General features: G+C 54.6%; 19 protein-coding genes. All 19 read left to right on the plus strand.

Annotated elements, in window-relative coordinates; genetic code table 11:
• Nucleotides 1-6 precede the first annotated feature (6 nt).
• Genes pseG through BLR25_RS09935 form a run of 19 tightly spaced genes read left to right on the plus strand, consistent with a single transcriptional unit; the run spans nt 7 to nt 18,120 of the window.
• Nucleotides 7-1,122: a UDP-2,4-diacetamido-2,4,6-trideoxy-beta-L-altropyranose hydrolase gene (pseG, locus tag BLR25_RS09845; protein WP_091937105.1), complete on the plus strand. Its 1,116-nt coding sequence runs from the start codon at nt 7-9 to the stop codon at nt 1,120-1,122.
• A complete protein-coding gene (gene pseH, locus BLR25_RS09850; RefSeq protein ID WP_091937107.1) occupies nt 1,119-1,670 on the plus strand; it encodes a UDP-4-amino-4,6-dideoxy-N-acetyl-beta-L-altrosamine N-acetyltransferase in 552 nt (183 codons plus the stop codon). Before pseG ends, pseH begins: the two co-directional genes overlap by 4 nt.
• A gap of 4 nt (nt 1,671-1,674) precedes the next feature.
• Nucleotides 1,675-2,727 (plus strand): pseudaminic acid synthase, encoded by a 1,053-nt coding sequence (gene pseI / locus BLR25_RS09855; RefSeq protein WP_091937110.1) that lies wholly within the window; start codon nt 1,675-1,677, stop codon nt 2,725-2,727.
• Entirely contained in the window at nt 2,724-3,473 is a 750-nt protein-coding gene (locus tag BLR25_RS09860; protein ID WP_091937112.1) for a cytidylyltransferase domain-containing protein, read from the plus strand. Before pseI ends, BLR25_RS09860 begins: the two co-directional genes overlap by 4 nt.
• Complete coding sequence (locus BLR25_RS09865; protein ID WP_091937114.1) at nt 3,470-4,432, plus strand: Gfo/Idh/MocA family protein; 963 nt, start codon at nt 3,470-3,472, stop codon at nt 4,430-4,432. Before BLR25_RS09860 ends, BLR25_RS09865 begins: the two co-directional genes overlap by 4 nt.
• A complete protein-coding gene (locus BLR25_RS09870; protein ID WP_091937116.1) occupies nt 4,429-5,721 on the plus strand; it encodes a DegT/DnrJ/EryC1/StrS family aminotransferase in 1,293 nt (430 codons plus the stop codon). Before BLR25_RS09865 ends, BLR25_RS09870 begins: the two co-directional genes overlap by 4 nt.
• The gene (locus BLR25_RS09875; RefSeq protein WP_091937118.1) at nt 5,718-6,260 is read left to right on the plus strand and encodes a GNAT family N-acetyltransferase; all 543 of its coding nucleotides are present in this window, start codon (nt 5,718-5,720) and stop codon (nt 6,258-6,260) included. Before BLR25_RS09870 ends, BLR25_RS09875 begins: the two co-directional genes overlap by 4 nt.
• On the plus strand, nt 6,260-7,156 hold the full coding sequence (locus BLR25_RS09880) for a polysialyltransferase family glycosyltransferase (protein ID WP_091937120.1): 897 nt from the start codon (nt 6,260-6,262) through the stop codon (nt 7,154-7,156). The genes BLR25_RS09875 and BLR25_RS09880 overlap by 1 nt, the downstream gene beginning before the upstream one ends.
• Nucleotides 7,114-8,850: a hypothetical protein gene (locus tag BLR25_RS09885; protein ID WP_245715522.1), complete on the plus strand. Its 1,737-nt coding sequence runs from the start codon at nt 7,114-7,116 to the stop codon at nt 8,848-8,850. The genes BLR25_RS09880 and BLR25_RS09885 overlap by 43 nt, the downstream gene beginning before the upstream one ends.
• A complete protein-coding gene (gene rfbF / locus BLR25_RS09890; protein WP_091937122.1) occupies nt 8,847-9,620 on the plus strand; it encodes a glucose-1-phosphate cytidylyltransferase in 774 nt (257 codons plus the stop codon). The genes BLR25_RS09885 and rfbF overlap by 4 nt, the downstream gene beginning before the upstream one ends.
• A complete protein-coding gene (gene rfbG, locus BLR25_RS09895; protein ID WP_091937124.1) occupies nt 9,617-10,678 on the plus strand; it encodes a CDP-glucose 4,6-dehydratase in 1,062 nt (353 codons plus the stop codon). The genes rfbF and rfbG overlap by 4 nt, the downstream gene beginning before the upstream one ends.
• A complete protein-coding gene (rfbC, locus tag BLR25_RS09900; protein WP_091937126.1) occupies nt 10,675-11,238 on the plus strand; it encodes a dTDP-4-dehydrorhamnose 3,5-epimerase in 564 nt (187 codons plus the stop codon). Before rfbG ends, rfbC begins: the two co-directional genes overlap by 4 nt.
• Complete coding sequence (locus BLR25_RS09905) at nt 11,235-12,461, plus strand: class I SAM-dependent methyltransferase (RefSeq protein WP_091937128.1); 1,227 nt, start codon at nt 11,235-11,237, stop codon at nt 12,459-12,461. The genes rfbC and BLR25_RS09905 overlap by 4 nt, the downstream gene beginning before the upstream one ends.
• Nucleotides 12,461-13,300 (plus strand): NAD-dependent epimerase/dehydratase family protein, encoded by an 840-nt coding sequence (locus BLR25_RS09910; protein WP_091937130.1) that lies wholly within the window; start codon nt 12,461-12,463, stop codon nt 13,298-13,300. Before BLR25_RS09905 ends, BLR25_RS09910 begins: the two co-directional genes overlap by 1 nt.
• A gap of 53 nt (nt 13,301-13,353) precedes the next feature.
• Nucleotides 13,354-14,382: a class I SAM-dependent methyltransferase gene (locus BLR25_RS09915; protein ID WP_091937133.1), complete on the plus strand. Its 1,029-nt coding sequence runs from the start codon at nt 13,354-13,356 to the stop codon at nt 14,380-14,382.
• On the plus strand, nt 14,369-15,139 hold the full coding sequence (locus BLR25_RS09920; protein WP_091937135.1) for a cephalosporin hydroxylase family protein: 771 nt from the start codon (nt 14,369-14,371) through the stop codon (nt 15,137-15,139). The genes BLR25_RS09915 and BLR25_RS09920 overlap by 14 nt, the downstream gene beginning before the upstream one ends.
• 1 nt (nt 15,140) lies before the next feature.
• The gene (locus BLR25_RS09925; protein WP_091937137.1) at nt 15,141-16,043 is read left to right on the plus strand and encodes a glycosyltransferase family 2 protein; all 903 of its coding nucleotides are present in this window, start codon (nt 15,141-15,143) and stop codon (nt 16,041-16,043) included.
• A gap of 2 nt (nt 16,044-16,045) precedes the next feature.
• A complete protein-coding gene (locus BLR25_RS09930) occupies nt 16,046-17,020 on the plus strand; it encodes a hypothetical protein (protein ID WP_091937139.1) in 975 nt (324 codons plus the stop codon).
• Entirely contained in the window at nt 17,017-18,120 is a 1,104-nt protein-coding gene (locus tag BLR25_RS09935) for a glycosyltransferase family 4 protein (protein WP_176785827.1), read from the plus strand. Before BLR25_RS09930 ends, BLR25_RS09935 begins: the two co-directional genes overlap by 4 nt.

The following is an 18,120-nucleotide window of genomic DNA, read 5'->3' on the forward strand; positions in this document are numbered from 1 at the left end:
TCCGCAATGCGTATCGCATTCCGCACAGACGCGTCGATCCGGATCGGAAACGGCCATGTCATGCGCTGCCTGACGCTCGCCGACGCGCTCCGCGACAGAGGCGCATCCTGCACGTTTTTCTGCAGGGCGCACGACGGACATCTGATCGAATACGTTACGGCCCGCGGACACCAGGGCACCCTCTTGCCTGCACGAAAAAACGACGAGCTAAATCGCGCATTGGAGACCGGCCATGCCGCCTGGCTCGGAACGTCTTGGGAAGATGATGCAACCGAGACAATTCGCGCCATCGACAGTGATCATCCGGATTGGCTCGTCGTCGACCACTACGCGCTTGATGAACGCTGGGAAAGAGCGATGCGTCCTCGCTGCCGGCGCATCATGGCAATCGATGATCTCGCCGACCGGCCGCATCACTGCGAATTACTCCTCGATCAAAACCTAGGTCGGAAGACATCCGACTATGAGCATCTGATACCGGCAGATGCGATCGCGCTGACAGGCCCGCGCTACGCGCTCCTTCGCCCGGGATTCGCGCAGCGGCGTTCTGAAAGCCTGGCTCGGCGCGTTTCACCCGACCTGAAGACAGTTCTCCTGAACATGGGCGGCGTTGACAAGGATAACGTCACCTCGCTGGTGTTGAAGACGATGAGCAAGGCAACGTTGCCCGCTGATACGCGCGTCATTGTGGTCATGGGCCCGCATGCACCGTGGCAGAGCGACGTGCGCACACTTGCAGGACAGATGCCCTTCGCAACACAGGTACTCGTCGGCGTCAGCGATATGGCCGGGTTGATGACAACCAGCGATCTCGCGATTGGTGCTGCTGGCAGCACCGCATGGGAACGTTGTTGCCTGGGACTTCCGACCATCCAGCTGGTACTTGCCGACAATCAGGCCGAAGCGGCTGTTGCCTTGGCGCAATGCGGTGCGGCCATTGGCATTTCGTCAATCGACAGCATCGCGTCGGAATTGCCAAGAGCACTGCACAAGATGCAACACGACCACAGCGTGTTGCATCATCTATCGCGACGAGCCGCCGATATATGCGATGGTCTCGGCACCGCTTCAGTCGCGGCGCATCTTCTCGACGTTTCGGGAGTAAATGGAGCGACCCAATGAGCGCATTCGGAAATCTACGAACAATTAACGACGACGAACTCGAGGTGATGCGAGCTTGGCGAAACGCTCCGGCGGTACGCGCCAACATGTACACCCGGCATGAAATATCGAGCGCGGAACACCTCGCCTGGTGGGCTCGTACCAGACAACGAGAAGACCAGCAATACTTCATGTTCGAGCGCGGAGATCGACCGCTTGGCATCGTCGCATTCACGCAGATTGATCGAATTAATAACAACTGTTCATGGGCTTTTTATACCGCCCCGAATGTACCCAAGGGTACCGGATCCTTCATGGAATTCCTGGCCATCGAGTATGTATTCAGCAAACAGCAACTGCACAAGCTTCACTGCGAAGTACTCGCATTCAATACACCGGTAATAAAAATGCACCAGAAATTCGGATTTGCCGTTGAAGGAATCTTTCGCCAACATCATCTTGTCGACGGTCAATACGTAGACATATACCGTCTGGGCTTGCTCGAAGAAGAGTGGCTAATCAAGCGCGAAGAGATGCAACGCAAGCTACAAGCGATCAGCGGCAACTAATTCCATGGCAGAACTCATCAAGATCAGCGAGCGAGCCATCGGCCCCGCACACCCGCCCTATGTCATCGCGGAACTCTCTGCCAACCATAACGGCAGCCTCGACACCGCGCTCAGAATCGTCGCGGAGGCAAAATGTGCCGGAGCTGATGCAATCAAGTTGCAAACCTACACCCCGGATACGATTACGCTCGATTGCGACAATGAAGAATTCCGTATTCACGGCGGTCTCTGGGATGGCAGGACCTTGTACGATCTTTACCGCGAAGCCCACATGCCATGGGACTGGCACAAGCCACTGTTCGATCGGGCGCGGGAGATTGGCATCACCATTTTCAGTTCCCCCTTTGACACCACGGCAATCGATCTCCTCGAAGACCTCAACGCGCCTGCCTACAAGATCGCCTCGTTCGAAGCGGTGGATTTGCCGCTGATCAAATATGCTGCCAGCACCGGCAAGCCCATGATCATTTCGACAGGCATGGCATGCGCCGAAGAAATACAGGAGGCCATCGAAAGTGCCCGGGAAGGAGGCTGCAAAGAGCTTGCCATCCTGCACTGCGTGAGTGGCTATCCTGCCCCGGCCAGTGACTACAATTTGCGAACAATCCCTGACATGATCGCGCGCTTCGGATGCGTTACGGGTTTGTCGGACCATACGCTCGACAACACCACGGCCATCGCCAGCATCGCGCTCGGCGCATCCATCATTGAAAAGCACTTTACCCTCGATCGCTCCGGTGGCGGCCCTGATGACACATTCTCTCTAGAACCTCCCGAACTTGCCGCGCTCTGCAAGGGCGTGCGCTCCGCCTGGGAAGCACTGGGAAACATCGACTATGGATGCAAAGCGAGCGAACGGGCGAACGTTCAGTTTCGTCGCTCTCTCTATTTCGTCAAAAATCTTCGCGCCGGCGAGATGATTACGTCTGACGCGGTCCGAAGCGTACGCCCAGGCCTGGGATTGGCTCCAAAATTTCTAGAACGCATCCTCGGCCGACGCGTCCGCCGGGATATCACTCGCTTTACGCCTGTTTCAATGGAGGACTTTGAAGAATGACAGAACACCGTCCTAAGGTCGTCGCCACGATCGAAGCACGCATGACTTCCTCGCGTCTGCCGGGAAAAGTTCTCATGCCCGCGGCAGGAGAACCGATGCTGGCGCACCTCGTGCGCCGTCTCCGCGCAGTCCCGTCCATTGATGCCATTGTGATCGCGACGACGATAAACGACAGCGACCAGGCAATTGTCGATTTTGCTCACGCCAACGGGGTCGCTTGCTTCAGGGGAAGCGAAAACAACGTCATGGAGCGCGTTCTCGGCGCGGCAACATCCGCTTCGGCCGATGTCATCGTTGAAATCACCGGTGATTGCCCGATTATCGACCCCGACATCGTGGAACAAACGATTCGTATGTTCTTCGGCAACTCCGTCGACTACATGAGCAACGCAGTGGTCCGCAGCTATCCTGACGGAATGGACGTCCAGGTATTTCATCTGGAAACATTGAAAACAGCCGCGCGCAGCACGACAAACCAGCTCGATCTTGAGCATGTTTCGCGGTTCATATACCAGCATCCTGACATCTTCCGGATTGGCCACCTGATCGCGCCGCCATCGCTGCACTGGCCTGATCTTGGCCTGACGTTGGACGAAGCCACCGACTATCAGTTGCTCAGGAATCTGATCGAATTTCTGGCTCCCACCAACCCCATCTTTGGGTGCGGCGAAGCCATTCAGACCCTGCGCGAACGTCCAGAATGGGTCGACATCAACCGTCGCGTCATACGCAAAGGTGATTCATGAGTTTCGGCGTCGTTATCATCGGGCTCGGCCAGATAGGCATGACATCCGATATTGGTCTCGACCCGGAACAGTACATTTGGTCACACGCCCGAGCTTTTTTCGCTCACCCCGCGTTCTCGCTTCTCGCTGGCGTAGACCCGTCACCGACAAGTCGTGCCGCCTTCGAGGAAGCATACCGACGCCCGTCATACGCCACAGCGGCTGAAGCCCTCTCTGCCCACCGACCAGACATCGTTGTCATTGCCGTTCCAACCGTCAATCATCTGCAAGCGCTACAGGAGACGCTTGCAGCAAGCCGTCCGATGGCGGTGTTGTGCGAAAAGCCGCTGTCGTACCGGTTCGACGAAGCCGTCGCCATGACTGATACCTGTAGACAGGCCAATGTCCGTTTATTCGTGAACTATGTACGACGCGCCGATCCCGCTGTACGCGAAATCAAGCAGCGGCTGAACTCAGGTCAGATTGCACAACCGCTGAAGGGCGTCGTCTGGTATTCCAAGGGGCTTTTCAACAATGGTTCGCACTTCTTCGATTTGATGCAATATTGGCTCGGAGAAATGAGGACATATGAAATCGTCAATTCGGGGCGCTTACTTGGCAATGACCCGGAACCAGACTTCATGGCGGTTTTTGGCGGCGGACAGATCCAGTTTCTTTCCGCGCGTGAAGAGGACTACTCGCATTACACCATCGAACTGGTTTCGCCGAGTGGTAGACTTCGCTATGACCAAGGAGGCAGCAAAGTCGTCTGGCAATCAGCCATAGCAAGCCCCGAGTCGCCAGCTTACAAGGTTCTCGACTCAGCAGAAGACGAAATCAGAAACGACTTGAATAGGGCTCAGTGGAACATTGCCGACCAAATGGCAAACGCTCTCTGCGGAAATAAGTCCGACATCTGTAGCGGAGACGAAGCACTGAGCACCATCCAACATCTCACTTCGATAAAAGACGCATTATGAGCACACCACGAAATGACAATCGTCTTGCATTGCTGGGCGGAACGAAAACGATCGACCAGCCATTCAAACGCTACAACCCGATCGGCGCCGAAGAAGTGGATGCTGCAAAGAAGGTCGTCGAAAGCGGCGTCTTGTCGCAGTATATCGGCGGATGGGATCCGGATTTCTATGGTGGTCCGAAGGTCAAGGAATTCGAGCGAAAATGCGAAACGTATTTCGGCGTAAAGCACGCAATCACCGTCAATTCCTGGACCTCCGGATTGATTGCCGCCGTCGGCGCGCTCGACATTGAACCGGGCGATGAAATCATCGTTCCGCCGTTCACGATGTGCGCCAGCGCCACGGCCATTTTGCACTGGAATGCGATTCCGGTCTTCGCCGACATTGAGCCGGATACGTTCTGCCTGGATCCACACTCCGTCGAAGCCAACATTACGCCTCAAACCAAGGCCATCATGGCCGTCGATATCTTCGGTCAATCGGCAGACACCGAAGCGCTGATGGAAATCGCACGACGCCACAACCTGAAGGTCATCACGGATACTGCGCAGGCGCCGGGAGCACGATACAAGGATCGCCATGCCGGAACCTTGTCGCATATCGGTGGATACAGTCTCAATTATCACAAGCACATTCATACTGGTGAGGGCGGCATTCTCGTCACCGACGACGACGAACTCGCCGACCGGTTGCGCCTCATCCGCAACCATGCCGAGGCTGTCGTCGGCCCCATGGGCAAAACGAATCTCGCCAACATGATCGGTTACAACTTCCGGCTCGGTGAAATCGAATGTGCCATCGGCATCACCCAACTGGACAAACTCGAACGGCTTGCCCTGGGGCGCCAACGCATTGCCGAGCGACTGAATCGAGGGCTGTCGGGATTGAAAGGCCTGAAAACGCCCGTGGTCAGAGAGGACTGTACCCACGTTTACTACGTTTATCCGATGATTCTGGACACTGATGACTTGGGAGTGTCGCGTGCTCGTATCGTCGAGGCACTTGAAGCGGAAGGCCTGACGGGACTGGCGGCGGGTTATGTGAACGTACATCTGCTACCGATGTACCAGAATAAGATCGCCTATGGCTCTCGCGGCTTCCCGTGGTCGTCGGATGTTTGCAAGCGCGAGGTCGACTATTCGAAGGGAATCTGTCCGGTTGCTGAAAAGCTTCACGACGAGACCTTCCTGGGATTTGCCATGTGCCTGCATGACCTCGAAGATGCAGACGTAGACCTGATCGTCGCTGCGTTCGACAAAGTGTGGCGTAATCTTGAGGCACTCAAATGATCTATCGTATCGGTGAAGCCTATTTCGTCAGGCCTCTGCGCGAGTCCGATCTCGACGGGCCATATCTGTCATGGTTCGAAGATCAGCAGGTCTGTCGCTACAACTCCCACGGAAAGTACCCAAGAACACGAGAATATTTCAGGGCGTTCTACGACTCCCTGAACGAACCGGAACACATCGTCTGGGCAATTTGTCATGATGGTGACGGCCACATCGGCAATATCAGCCTGCAAGGTATTTCAGTCATCAATCGCCATGCCGAATTCGCCATTCTTCTTGGCGACCGCCGACACTGGGGATGCCAGGTCGGGAAATTGGCCGGAATGCAATTGCTCCGGCATGGGTTCGACAAACTCAACCTCGAACGCATCTATTGCGGCACGGCCGAAACCAATATCGGAATGCGCAAACTTGCACTCTCCCTCGGCATGCAGGAAGAAGGACGACGGCGCGCTCATCTGTGGCTGGAAGGCGCCTGGGTGGATATGCTCGAATACGGCATTTTGCGATCCGAATTCAAGAAAACTGCAGATCACTGATGCTGTGCATCGCGAGCCATGACGCCGGCGGCGCCGAGGTGTTGGCCAGTTGGCTAGCCCGAAATCGGCAAGAGTGCCGCCTGCTGCTCGCCGGTCCGGCCGTGCGCGTGTTTGAGAGACGGCTGAATCGCCAGGTAGTCGTGGATCGCTTCGAGAACGCGATCAACGAATGCGACGCTTTCCTCACTGGCAGCAGTTGGCAATCGGATCTCGAATGGCGGGTGATCGAGGCCGCAAGACAGCAGGACAAAAATGTAATCACCTTCCTGGACCACTGGGGAAACTATCGCGAGCGTTTCTTGAAGAACGGCCGCGAATGTCTCCCTGATGTCATCTGGACCGGCGATGACGAAGCATTCGCGCTTGCGCGTCCGCTGTTTCCTGAAATAGAAGTAAAACAGGTACGCAACCCATATTTCGATGACATCAGAGAAACGGTGAGCGCCCTCGCCGACAAGCAAGCGGGAAAACGCGAAGCAGTCGGCCTGCGCATTCTATTTGTGTGTGAACCTCTGTCCGAACATGGGTTATTGCAATATGGCGACGCCTTGCACTGGGGCTATACGGAGTTCGACGCCCTGCGTTTCTTCTTCGCGAACATGTCCCGGCTTGGCTCTCCCGTACATTCCGTGATCATTCGCCCACACCCCTCGGAAAAGCCAGGAAAATATGACGAAATTGCAAGAGAACTGGCTACCGCATCGGGACTTGACGTTACCGTCGGGGGGCAGGTTCCACTGCTGAACGAAATTGCTGATTGCCAGGTCGTTGCCGGCTGCGAAAGTATGGCGATGGTCGTTGGCATGATTGCCGGCCGACGCATTATTTCGGCCATCCCGCCAGGCGGACGGCCATGCAGCCTACCGCACCGACAAATCGAAAAACTGACAGCATAGACAGGGAAGCATTGATTCGATGCACTCCGGCCATGCCCAATAATTCCATAAGTAAATTGAATAACAGCTTTATCTCTCGCATCATCAGGCGCATTCGGTCCTTGCGCCCCCTGCCGGCAACGTCGAATTTCATCGAACACAATCGTCGTGTCTTCACGCAGTCCCCCGCGCATCCCGATGCACCGGTGGTACTGATGGAATTCAACGAGATGCACTCTTCGCACATCGCGTACAGCTATCTCGCGAACTGCCTGGCGAAGAAAAATGACGCGCGCATCGTCGCTCATTTCCCGAGGCCGTTATCGAATTTGCGCGAGCGCCTGTCCTTTTTTCTCAGGAGCACGTTCGGGCTTGACGCATTTGGCGTGTACCGTTCGTTCGGGTGCAGCGAATTTCTGGCCATTTCTCTAGACGCAGCAAGAAATAAACGCGCCGAACATTTGCTTGGCGACATTTCAGGTCGATTGCGGACAAAAGTCGATCTGGAGTCGCTTTCCGTCGACGGTGTATGGATAGGCGATCTCATCTATGACACCTATCTGATGCGCTTTCGTCGACCGACGGTCGATCTCGAAAGCCAGGAATTTCGTGACTTCTTGCTTGAATCTCTCGATCTTTTTCTGTTCTGGCAGGACTATTTCAAAAGCCATCGCATCGCCGGCATCAGCGTCAGTCATTGCGTGTACAACCTAGCGATGCCGTTGCGAATTGCCGTTCTCCATGACATTCCCGTTTTTCAGGCAACGCTGACACATATTTATCGACCCAACCGCGACAATCTTTTTGCCTATAACGATTTCTTCCATTACCGAAGCCGCTATGCAGCGCTTCCAACTGACGTTCAACGCGCAGGACTTGAGCAGGCACGCGAACGGATCGAACGTCGATTCTCGGGAGAAGTCGGCGTCGATATGCACTACTCCAGCAAGTCCGCCTATGGAAATTCACGACATCAACAACTGTTGAAGCCGTCGCCTCGCAAGAAAATTCTTGTTGCCACACACTGCTTTTTTGACAGCCCCCACAGTTACGGCAACAACCTGTTCCCCGACTTCCTGGAATGGCTCGAATTTCTCGGACAGATCTCCAAAGAGTCTGACTACGACTGGTACATCAAGACTCATCCCGACTATTTGCCGGGCACAATGGAGATCATCCGAAGCTTCATCGACCGCTACCCAAAGTTCAGCTTGCTGCCCGCAAATGCCTCGCATCACCAAATAATAGGAGAAGGCATCGACGTCGCACTCACCGTGTATGGGACCATTGCGTTTGAATACGCGGCGCTCGGAAAAACAGTCATCAATTGCTCGATCAACAATCCTCACATTGCCTACGACTTCAATCTGCATCCGAGAAGTGTCGGCGAATACCGCGCAATGCTGTTGAACATCGATCAACTGACGCTAACTATCGACAAGAAACAAGTGCACGAGTACTACTTCATGCATCACCTGTATTCAACGCACAACATGTTCGTCGACGACTACGCTGAACTTCTGAAATCGATTGGCGGTTACTCCGCGCAATTCACGCCGGAGATCTACGACAAGTGGCTACAGCAATGGACGCCACGGAAGCATCAGAAGTTGCTCGCGGCGCTTGACCGTTTTGTTGACTCAGGCGATTTTAGAATGGAATACAACCACTTCTCCGCAAAGGAGAGTGAGGATCGGATGGAGGGTCAGGCATGATCGGCGTCATACTCGCGGGCGGACTCGGTACCCGCATTTCGGAAGAAACACATCTTCGTCCCAAACCAATGATCGAAATTGGTGGAAAGCCGATTCTCTGGCATATCATGAAGACCTATTCGGCCCATGGCGTGAATAACTTCGTCATTTGCTGCGGTTACAAGGGCTATCTGATCAAGGAATATTTCGCCAACTATTTCCTGCATATGTCGGATGTAACCTTCGACATGCATAACAATCAGATGGAAGTCCATCAGCGTAAAGCCGAACCATGGCGGGTCACCTTGGTCGATACCGGTGAAGAAACCATGACGGGTGGTCGTTTGAAGCGGGTCGCGGAGTACCTCAGGAATGAGGACTGTTTTTGCTTTACCTATGGCGACGGATTATCCGATGTCGATATTTCCAGGGAGATCGCGTTCCATCGCCAGCACGGCAAGTTGGCAACAGTCACCGCCGTACAACCGCCCGGACGTTATGGTGCTCTGCAGTTGCAAGGAGACCGCGTCACCGGATTCACCGAGAAACCCAAAGGAGATGGTGCTCTCATCAACGGAGGCTTTTTCGTCCTGTCGCCCAAATGCATCGAACTGATTGCCGACGATCAGACCAGTTGGGAAGGAGAACCGCTCAGCCGCCTCGCCAGTGAAGACCAGTTGATGGCGTTCGAGCACGAGGGCTTTTGGCAACCCATGGACACCCTGCGCGAGAAAAACCTTCTCGAGGATCTTTGGGCTTCGGGAAGAGCACCGTGGAAGGTGTGGAAATGAACCGTCAATTCTGGCAAGGCAAGAAAGTTTTCATCACGGGGCACACGGGATTCAAAGGAAGTTGGCTCGCACTCTGGTTGGCCGACATGGGCGCGGAAGTACATGGATACGCCATGCTTCCACCGACATCGCCTGCGCTCAATTCAGTCGCCGCAGTTCCCTCTCACATCGCTGATAGCGTTGTCGGCGATGTACGTGAAGGACAACAACTGGCCGCTGCACTCCTCAAGGCCTCGCCGGAGATCGTGTTTCATCTGGCAGCGCAAGCACTCGTTCGCGAATCCTACGCCGCGCCCGCTGAAACCTATGCAACGAATGTCATGGGGACGGTCAATCTGCTCGAAGCAGTTCGCCAATGTCCTGGCGTCAAAGCCGTCGTTAACGTAACAACCGACAAGTGCTACGAAAACAGGGAATGGCTCTGGTCATACCGCGAGCATGACGCTTTGGGCGGATACGATCCCTATTCCAGCAGCAAGGCCTGTTCCGAACTCGTAACCGCCGCCTATCGTAATTCGTTCCTGCGAGGCCATGGCGTTCAGGTGGCGACGGCACGCGCCGGAAACGTCATCGGTGGCGGCGATTGGGCCAAAGACCGTCTGTTGCCCGATTTTCTGCGTGCGCTTGACGCGGGCCATGAACTCGTCATCCGATCGCCGCGCGCGACTCGACCATGGCAGCATGTACTGGAACCACTCTCGGGATATCTCTGTTTGGCGGAACAACTTTTTCTGCACGGAGAAAGCGCCGCAGGCGCATGGAACTTCGGCCCCGCCGACGCCGACACCCGACCGGTGGGCTGGATCGTCGAATACTTGTGCTCCCGCATCGCAGGATCTGCGTGGCGTTGTGAGGATGCATCGGTGCACGAAGCGACCAGCCTGAAGCTTGACAGCGCGAAGGCCAGGGCACATCTGAATTGGGTCCCTCGCTGGAATATCGCCACCGCCCTTGACATGACAATTGAATGGCACAAGGCTTGGAAGCGTGGTGAAGACATGAAGGCATACAGCCTGTCACAGATACACCAGTACGAAGCTTCCTCCGCACAACCATGACCCGGCGATTCGAGCTCATCTCCACACCGCTCTCCGGGTTGATGCTGCTGCAACGGCTTCCGCTCGGCGACGATCGCGGCTATCTGGAACGCCTCTTTTGCGAGGAAGAACTGCAACCGATAATGCAGGAACGTCGGATAGTTCAAGTCAACCATACGCTGACCGGCGACAGAGGAACGGTGCGAGGGATGCACTATCAACTTCCGCCCGACGCTGAAATGAAATTCGTAACCTGCCTGCGCGGCGAGGTTTATGACGTGGCGGTGGACCTCCGCCGGAACTCGCCGACCTTTCTCCACTGGCACGCAGAAATACTGAGCGAAAAGAATCACAAGACCCTGGTCATTCCGGAAGGATATGCCCATGGATTCCAAACAATGAGCGACAACTGCGAAATGCTCTATTTCCATACGAAAGCCTATTGCCCCGGCGCAGAAAGGGGCCTTCAGGCAACCGATCCGGAACTCTCGATCGATTGGCCCTTGCCGGTCGTCGGACAATCGCCGAGAGACAAGGCACATTCGCCGCTCGACCCGTCTTTTGAAGGAGTAGTGTTTTGAAGTGCAGACATTGCGGAAGCGACCTGAAGCTCACGCTGGTCGATTTGGGTAGCGCGCCCCCGTCCAACGCCTATTTGACGGCAAAATCCCTGCATGCACCGGAAAAATGGTTTCCATTGAAAGTGCTGGTATGCTCGGAGTGCTGGCTGGCACAAACCGAAGATTTCGCCCAGGCCGACGAACTCTTTGATGCCGAATATGCCTACTTCAGCGGTTTTTCCACCAGTTGGCTCAGACATTCGGAAAGCTATGTCGCCAACATGGCAGCGCGCTTCGGACTCGACGAGCAAAGCCATGTCGTTGAAGTTGCTGCCAACGACGGCTACCTACTGCAATACGTCATGGCCAGAGGCATTCCATGTACGGGAATTGAACCGACAGCGAGTACGGCGGCGGCAGCAAGGGCAAAGGGCATCCCCATCGTCGAGGAGTTTTTCGGCCTGCCCCTGGCGAAGCACCTCGCATCCCAGGGAAAGCGCGCCGACCTGATTGCGGCGAACAACGTTCTTGCGCATGTACCGGACATCAATGACTTTGTCGCCGGCTTCGCCCATCTTCTCAAAGACAACGGAATCGCCACCTTTGAATTCCCGCATCTGTACCGTCTCATCATCGAGAATCAATTCGACACGATATACCACGAGCACTTCTCGTATCTATCGCTGACAGCCGTCGAGCGAATCTTCAAGCATAACGGCTTGGTTGTATTCGATGTAGAAGAACTGCCCACCCACGGGGGAAGTTTGCGCGTCTACGCGCAGAAGGCCTCGGTCGGACGACACCCCGCGAGTGCAGGCGTCAGCACCATCCTCAAGAAGGAAGCCGACGCCGGCATGATGTCGGAGGACTTCTATGCCCGATTCCAGCACTGCACCGACACGGTGAAAAATGACTTTATCGATTTTCTCTTGCGGGCGAAAAAGGAAGGCAAGCGCGTCGCAGCCTATGGCGCAGCTGCGAAAGGCAATACTCTGATGAACTATGCGGGCATCCGTCCCGACCTCATTGCATGCGTAGCGGACAGAAACCCGGCAAAGCAAGGCAAATTCATGCCGGGAAGCCGTATTCCCATCGTTAACGAATCACATCTGAGCACCGTCAGGCCAGACTATATTGTCATACTGCCATGGAACTTGCGTGACGAAGTCATGGCCCAGATGGAATATGCCAGGGCCTGGGGGGCGCGTTTTGTCACGGCCGTTCCGGAATTGCGGATCTCATAATGAAAATCGCCGTTACCGGGGCCAACGGCTTCATTGGCCGCCACGTGCTGGCCGCGTTGGAGAAAAAGGGCATCGAGCTTGTCGTGGTCACGCGCTCCGAAGCTCAGCCCGACGGGGTGTCGGCACGAAACTGCGTGTCATTGGATATTTATGGCGAGGAATCCGATGTCTTTGAACAACTCGGACGACCAGACGCACTGATACATCTGGCTTGGGGCGGATTGCCCAACTACGGGTCTTTGCACCATTTCGAAACGGAACTGCCCCAACAATACCGTTTTCTCCAACGCCTGATTAAAAGCGGACTTCAGAATCTGACCGTCACCGGAACCTGCTTTGAATACGGGATGATGTCCGGGAGCCTGATAGAGACAGTGACGCAGCCTCCCTCCAATCCCTATGGTTTTGCCAAAGATGCGCTGCGTCGCCAGCTTGAATTTCTGCAGGAAAAAACGCCATTCAATCTGGTCTGGACCCGTCTGTTCTACCTGTACGGGCAAGGCCAAAGCAAAACCTCGCTGCTTCCACAATTGAAACATGCTGTCGAACAGAATGAGGAGTATTTCAACATGTCGGGCGGCGAACAACTGCGCGATTACCTGCCAGTTGAAGCGGTCGCCGACTACCTCGTCGACCTGACCTTGATGAAAGCAGACATCGGCGTCGTCAATGTCTGCTCCGGACAACCGACATCGGTTCGGAATCTGGTCGAGGGATGGATCCGCGAACACGGCTGGAAAATCAAACTCAATCTTGGGCATTTCCCCTACCCAACTTACGAACCCATGGCTTTTTGGGGAAACATGAGCAAACTGCAAAAATTGCTGGAGTCACAGTGAATCGATACAGATTACTCTATAGCGCCGAACGGCTCCCGGTATTCCAGAATCGAATGTTCCCAACCGCAGAAACTGGAAGGACTTGCATCACAGGCGATATTCACCTCGTTCAGGACATGACAACCGGTTTGATATTCAACCGCTCATTCATGCCAGAGCTCCTTGAATACGATCAAAATTATCAGAACGAGCAGGCTCTAAGCCCCATATTTCGTGATCACCTTGGCGAGGTACTCACGATTATCGACAGGCATATGGCCAATCATTCTCTGATCGAGGTTGGGTGCGGAAAAGGCGTCTTCCTCGAGATGCTCGCTGCACGTGGTTATAACGTTACGGGACTTGATCCGGCCTATGAGGGCATGAATCCGCGCATATTGAAAAAGTATTTTTCCACAGAAGTTGGCATCAACGCCGATGCCGTCATCCTGAGACATGTGCTGGAACATGTGCCAAACCCAATCGACTTCCTCAAGAACATAAAGAAAGCCAATTGCGATAAGGGCAAGATTTATATCGAGGTCCCCTGCTTCGACTGGATATGCAGCCACCGGGCTTGGTTCGACATATTCTATGAGCACGTCAACTACTTCCGTCTGGAAGATCTTCTGCGCATGTTCGGCCGCGTTCACGGATACGGTCATCTATTTGGCGGTCAATACCTCTATATCGTCGCGGACATTGACTCCCTGCAGACTCCGATCCTTAAAAACGAAAAAGGCTTCGATTTCCCGGACGACATGCTTGACGGGGTTAGCCAGATCGCATTTGCGCAAAAGGAAATGCGGAAGACCGATGCCGCGCCATTGATTGTTTGGGGCGGATCATCGAAAGGCGTCATTTTTTCACTTTTCATGCAGCGAGCCGGATTAGAAGTAGACTATGTCGTCGATATAAACCCTGCCAAACAGGGGATGTACATACCAGCCACGGGCATTAAAGTGTCTTCCCCAAATGAGATAGTCTCAAAGGCAGCACCGGGAAGTACGATATTTGTCATGAACGGGAATTACCTTGCCGAAATCAAGGAAATGACTCACCACAATTTCACTTACATAGCGATCGACCATGAGCGAATTTGAAAAAGAAGTTATGCAGCGGGTTCTCAGCAATCAGAAGAATGAGCGGCTGCGCACGTCAGCGGGGAATTTCCTGAATGAATCGATAGGCGCCCAGTATTCCTACAATTTTTCCTGGCTTGGCCGGCCGATCATTCAATATCCGCAGGATATTGTTGCGATGCAGGAATTGATCTGGGCGGTCAAGCCGGATCTGATCATTGAAACCGGCATTGCACACGGCGGATCGCTAATTTTTAGCGCCTCCATGCTCGCACTGATCGACATGTGCGACGCGGTCGAACAGAACAGAGCTTTTGACCCATCAGTACCCGCCAGAAAAGTACTCGGTCTGGACATCGATATTCGCGCTCACAACAAAGCCGCGATCGAGGCTCATCCAATGGCCAATCGCATTCAGATGATCCAGGGCTCCAGCATTGCCACCGACATCGTGAAGCAAGTGACCGAAATCGCTTCGGAGTACAACAATGTCATGGTGTGTCTCGATAGCAACCACACCCATGAGCACGTGCTGGAAGAGCTGAAAGCCTACGCACCTCTGGTCAGCAAAGGCAGCTATTGCGTTGTCTTCGATACCGTCGTGGAAGACCTTCCCAAAGAAATGTACCCGGACCGGCCATGGGGCCCTGGTAACAACCCCAAGACAGCTGTATGGGAATATTTGAAAACCAGCAACAATTTTGAAATCGATTCGAACATCGAAAGCAAGATACAGATCACGGTTGCTCCTGATGGATTCCTGAAACGCGTCCGGTAACATGCAAGAAGTCAAAGAAGATGGATACTTCGCGCCACTGGTATCCATTGGAATGCCCATTTACAACGCCGCCGATCACTTGCAACGCGCCATTGATTCAGTGCTCGACCAATCGTTTGGCAACTTCGAGTTGATTATTTCCGACAACGCGTCTACCGATATTTCGGAAAATCTCTGTCGGGCCTACGCCCAGCGAGACCGACGAATTCGCTACATTCGGCAAGATACAAATCTGGGCGCAGTAAAGAACTTCAACTTTGTTCTCAACCAGTCTCGCGGCAAGTACTTCATGTGGGCAGCTTCGGATGACATTCGTACACCGGATTTCTTGATGGAGAATGTTCAATTCCTCGAAGAGAATCCCGGTTACGTCGCGTCAACGACCCCGAACTGTTTCGAGGGCAACGAAAACGATCCGACAAAAATCGTTAATTTCTCCATCGAAGGCGATTTATCCTCACGATACATCGCGTTCTTGCACAGCTGCTGGCATTCGCATGGGATTTTCTATTCCCTGATGCGCACTGACATCATCAAGAAGTGCGATATCCCTGGTCAGTCATTCACGGCTGCGGACTGGGCGATCGATATGTTTCTGGCAAGTCATGGAGCAATACACCGGACAAAAGCGGGCTTGGCAATTTTCGGGCGAAAAGGCATGAGCAGCAGGCCCGATGCATGGAAATCGTTCCGCACACATCCACTGGAATTCTTGCTGCCGCTTGTTCGCTTCTCCCGCCATGCTCTGCGCCTGATGAAGCCATTAGCTTTCCCCGCCTGGATCCGGGTATTTTGCATCTTGGCAAGACTCAACCTGAGCGCCAGCACAGACCAGGCGCATGCCGCGCTGTATGCGTTTTACTGCCGCAATTTCAAACCGGTCAATAAGTCAGGAGCGCATTGAACATGGGAATCACCGGAGCAATGAAGGCACGTGCCATGCGTTGGCTGCAGAACGCAAACGCCCCACTACAACGCATGCAGGAACGCCAAACGGTAATGCAGGCGCAACTTCTTGCGAAGAACAACAGTGCCATCAAGCAATTGCGCGATCTGGGAGACGTCGAGTTCTCTGCATTCTCCCAATGGGGAGAAGACGGCATCATAGATTGGCTGGTTTCACGGCTACCGGACATTCCCAAAACATTCGTCGAATTCGGCGTCGAGGATTATCGCGAGTCGAACACGCGCTTTCTCTTGCAAACGCGCAATTGGCGAGGTCTGATCATGGATGGATCGGAAGCCCACATCCGGGACATTCGCGGACAAGACATTTATTGGCGCCACAGTCTATCGGCCCGATGCGCGTTCATAGACCGCGACAATATCAACCAACTGCTTCGTGAAGGCGGCATGAGCGGCGAGATCGGGCTGCTCAGCGTGGACATCGACGGTAATGATTACTGGGTATGGCAAGCGATTGGCGAGGTCTGCCCGGCAATCGTGGTCGCGGAATTCAACGCGGTGCTCGGCGACCTCCACGCGCTGACGGTGCCCTACCGCCCGGACTTCCAGCGAACGCAGGCGCACCATTCCAACCTCTATTTCGGGGCCTCATTACCCGCACTCATCGAACTGGCAACCCAAAAAGGGTACTTCTTCGTCGGCACCACTTCAACCGGGTGCAACGCCTTTTTCATTCGCAAAGACCTGGCGTCGTCAGTCACGGAAGCCTTGTCGGGAATTTGGGCATATCCATCGAAGGTCCGGGAAGCCCGTGACGCCGAGCGGAATCTTCTATTCGTCGACGGGGATGCCCGCCCCGCCATGATCGCGACACTGCCCCTGATCGATCTGCGGCAACAGTCAGAAACAAGCCTATCAGCCTGCGGTACGATTTACTCCCCCGAATGGCAATCCGGAAATCGGAGAGGGTTTTGAAGCTTGCTTTCGATCAGCAAGTTTTCCTGCTTCAGGAGTACGGCGGTATTTCCCGTTACCTGTGCAGTCTCGTTCGCGAACTTTCCCATAAGCCTTCGGTAGAGCCACACATCTTCGCGCCGCTGCATTTCAATCGCAATCTGGAATCCATCGACAGTGCACTCGTCTCCGGCATCCGGCTGCCGAAGCTGCCGACCAAGCTCTTCCGCCTCGCGATGCTGGCGAGCGAAGCGTTGGCTCATCGCGCCATATCGCGATTCAAGCCGGACATTCTCCATGAAACCTATTACTCGGTCGCCGATTTTTGCCCGAACAACACCCGCCGCGTGCTGACGGTATATGACCTCATCCACGAACGTTACCCGAACCTGTTCGTGAATAGCGAAGGCACGATCCGTCCGAAAAAGATCGCGGCAAACCGCGCTGATCATGTAATTTGCATTTCGGAAAGTACGCGACGCGACGTCATCGACTTCTGCGGCGTTCCCGAAGAGAAAACCTCCGTCGTTTACCTCGGCGTTGACGTCGACGCATTCCGTCCCGTTGAAGAAGAATGCCAATATCGTCCACGCCCCTTCTTGTTGTACGTTGGCGCCCGCGGCGGATACAAGAATTTCGATCGCCTGTTACGTGTTTATGCCAGATCACCCCGATTGCATCGGGAACTCGATCTTGTCTGCTTTGGCGGCGGCCCTCTCCTGGCCAACGAACATGAAATGATTGCAGCACTCGGGCTGAGCCCCGACCGGGTGGTACAGATTGGTGGCACCGACGCCATCCTGGCGACGCTCTATCGACAAGCCGAAGCCTTTGTTTATCCATCGTTGTACGAGGGCTTCGGCATTCCGCCGCTTGAAGCGATGGCAGCTCACTGCCCCGTCGTATGCAGCGACGGAAGCTCGCTGCCCGAGGTGGTTGGAAGAGCTGCGGAAACATTTGATCCGCTCGATGACGACGCAATACAGGCCGCTATAGAACATGTCATCGAGTCGCCCGAGCGTCGCGAAGAGCTCATTGCTGCAGGTCAGTCCCGCCACACCTGCTTCTCTTGGTCAAAATGCGCCGAGGATACCGAAGCCATTTACCGCGCACTGCTGTGA

This window comes from Propionivibrio dicarboxylicus, from assembly GCF_900099695.1.
In the GTDB taxonomy this organism is placed as follows: domain Bacteria; phylum Pseudomonadota; class Gammaproteobacteria; order Burkholderiales; family Rhodocyclaceae; genus Propionivibrio; species Propionivibrio dicarboxylicus.

What these genes read in the sequence shown, in the direction of transcription:
- pseG (WP_091937105.1), top strand. Translation starts at nt 7, where the DNA reads ATGCGTATCGCATTCCGCACAGACGCGTCGATCCGGATCGGAAACGGC.
- pseH (WP_091937107.1), top strand. Translation starts at nt 1,119, where the DNA reads ATGAGCGCATTCGGAAATCTACGAACAATTAACGACGACGAACTCGAG.
- pseI (WP_091937110.1), top strand. Translation starts at nt 1,675, where the DNA reads ATGGCAGAACTCATCAAGATCAGCGAGCGAGCCATCGGCCCCGCACAC.
- BLR25_RS09860 (WP_091937112.1), top strand. Translation starts at nt 2,724, where the DNA reads ATGACAGAACACCGTCCTAAGGTCGTCGCCACGATCGAAGCACGCATG.
- BLR25_RS09865 (WP_091937114.1), top strand. Translation starts at nt 3,470, where the DNA reads ATGAGTTTCGGCGTCGTTATCATCGGGCTCGGCCAGATAGGCATGACA.
- BLR25_RS09870 (WP_091937116.1), top strand. Translation starts at nt 4,429, where the DNA reads ATGAGCACACCACGAAATGACAATCGTCTTGCATTGCTGGGCGGAACG.
- BLR25_RS09875 (WP_091937118.1), top strand. Translation starts at nt 5,718, where the DNA reads ATGATCTATCGTATCGGTGAAGCCTATTTCGTCAGGCCTCTGCGCGAG.
- BLR25_RS09880 (WP_091937120.1), top strand. Translation starts at nt 6,260, where the DNA reads ATGCTGTGCATCGCGAGCCATGACGCCGGCGGCGCCGAGGTGTTGGCC.
- BLR25_RS09885 (WP_245715522.1), top strand. Translation starts at nt 7,114, where the DNA reads ATGCAGCCTACCGCACCGACAAATCGAAAAACTGACAGCATAGACAGG.
- rfbF (WP_091937122.1), top strand. Translation starts at nt 8,847, where the DNA reads ATGATCGGCGTCATACTCGCGGGCGGACTCGGTACCCGCATTTCGGAA.
- rfbG (WP_091937124.1), top strand. Translation starts at nt 9,617, where the DNA reads ATGAACCGTCAATTCTGGCAAGGCAAGAAAGTTTTCATCACGGGGCAC.
- rfbC (WP_091937126.1), top strand. Translation starts at nt 10,675, where the DNA reads ATGACCCGGCGATTCGAGCTCATCTCCACACCGCTCTCCGGGTTGATG.
- BLR25_RS09910 (WP_091937130.1), top strand. Translation starts at nt 12,461, where the DNA reads ATGAAAATCGCCGTTACCGGGGCCAACGGCTTCATTGGCCGCCACGTG.
- BLR25_RS09915 (WP_091937133.1), top strand. Translation starts at nt 13,354, where the DNA reads ATGTTCCCAACCGCAGAAACTGGAAGGACTTGCATCACAGGCGATATT.
- BLR25_RS09920 (WP_091937135.1), top strand. Translation starts at nt 14,369, where the DNA reads ATGAGCGAATTTGAAAAAGAAGTTATGCAGCGGGTTCTCAGCAATCAG.
- BLR25_RS09925 (WP_091937137.1), top strand. Translation starts at nt 15,141, where the DNA reads ATGCAAGAAGTCAAAGAAGATGGATACTTCGCGCCACTGGTATCCATT.
- BLR25_RS09930 (WP_091937139.1), top strand. Translation starts at nt 16,046, where the DNA reads ATGGGAATCACCGGAGCAATGAAGGCACGTGCCATGCGTTGGCTGCAG.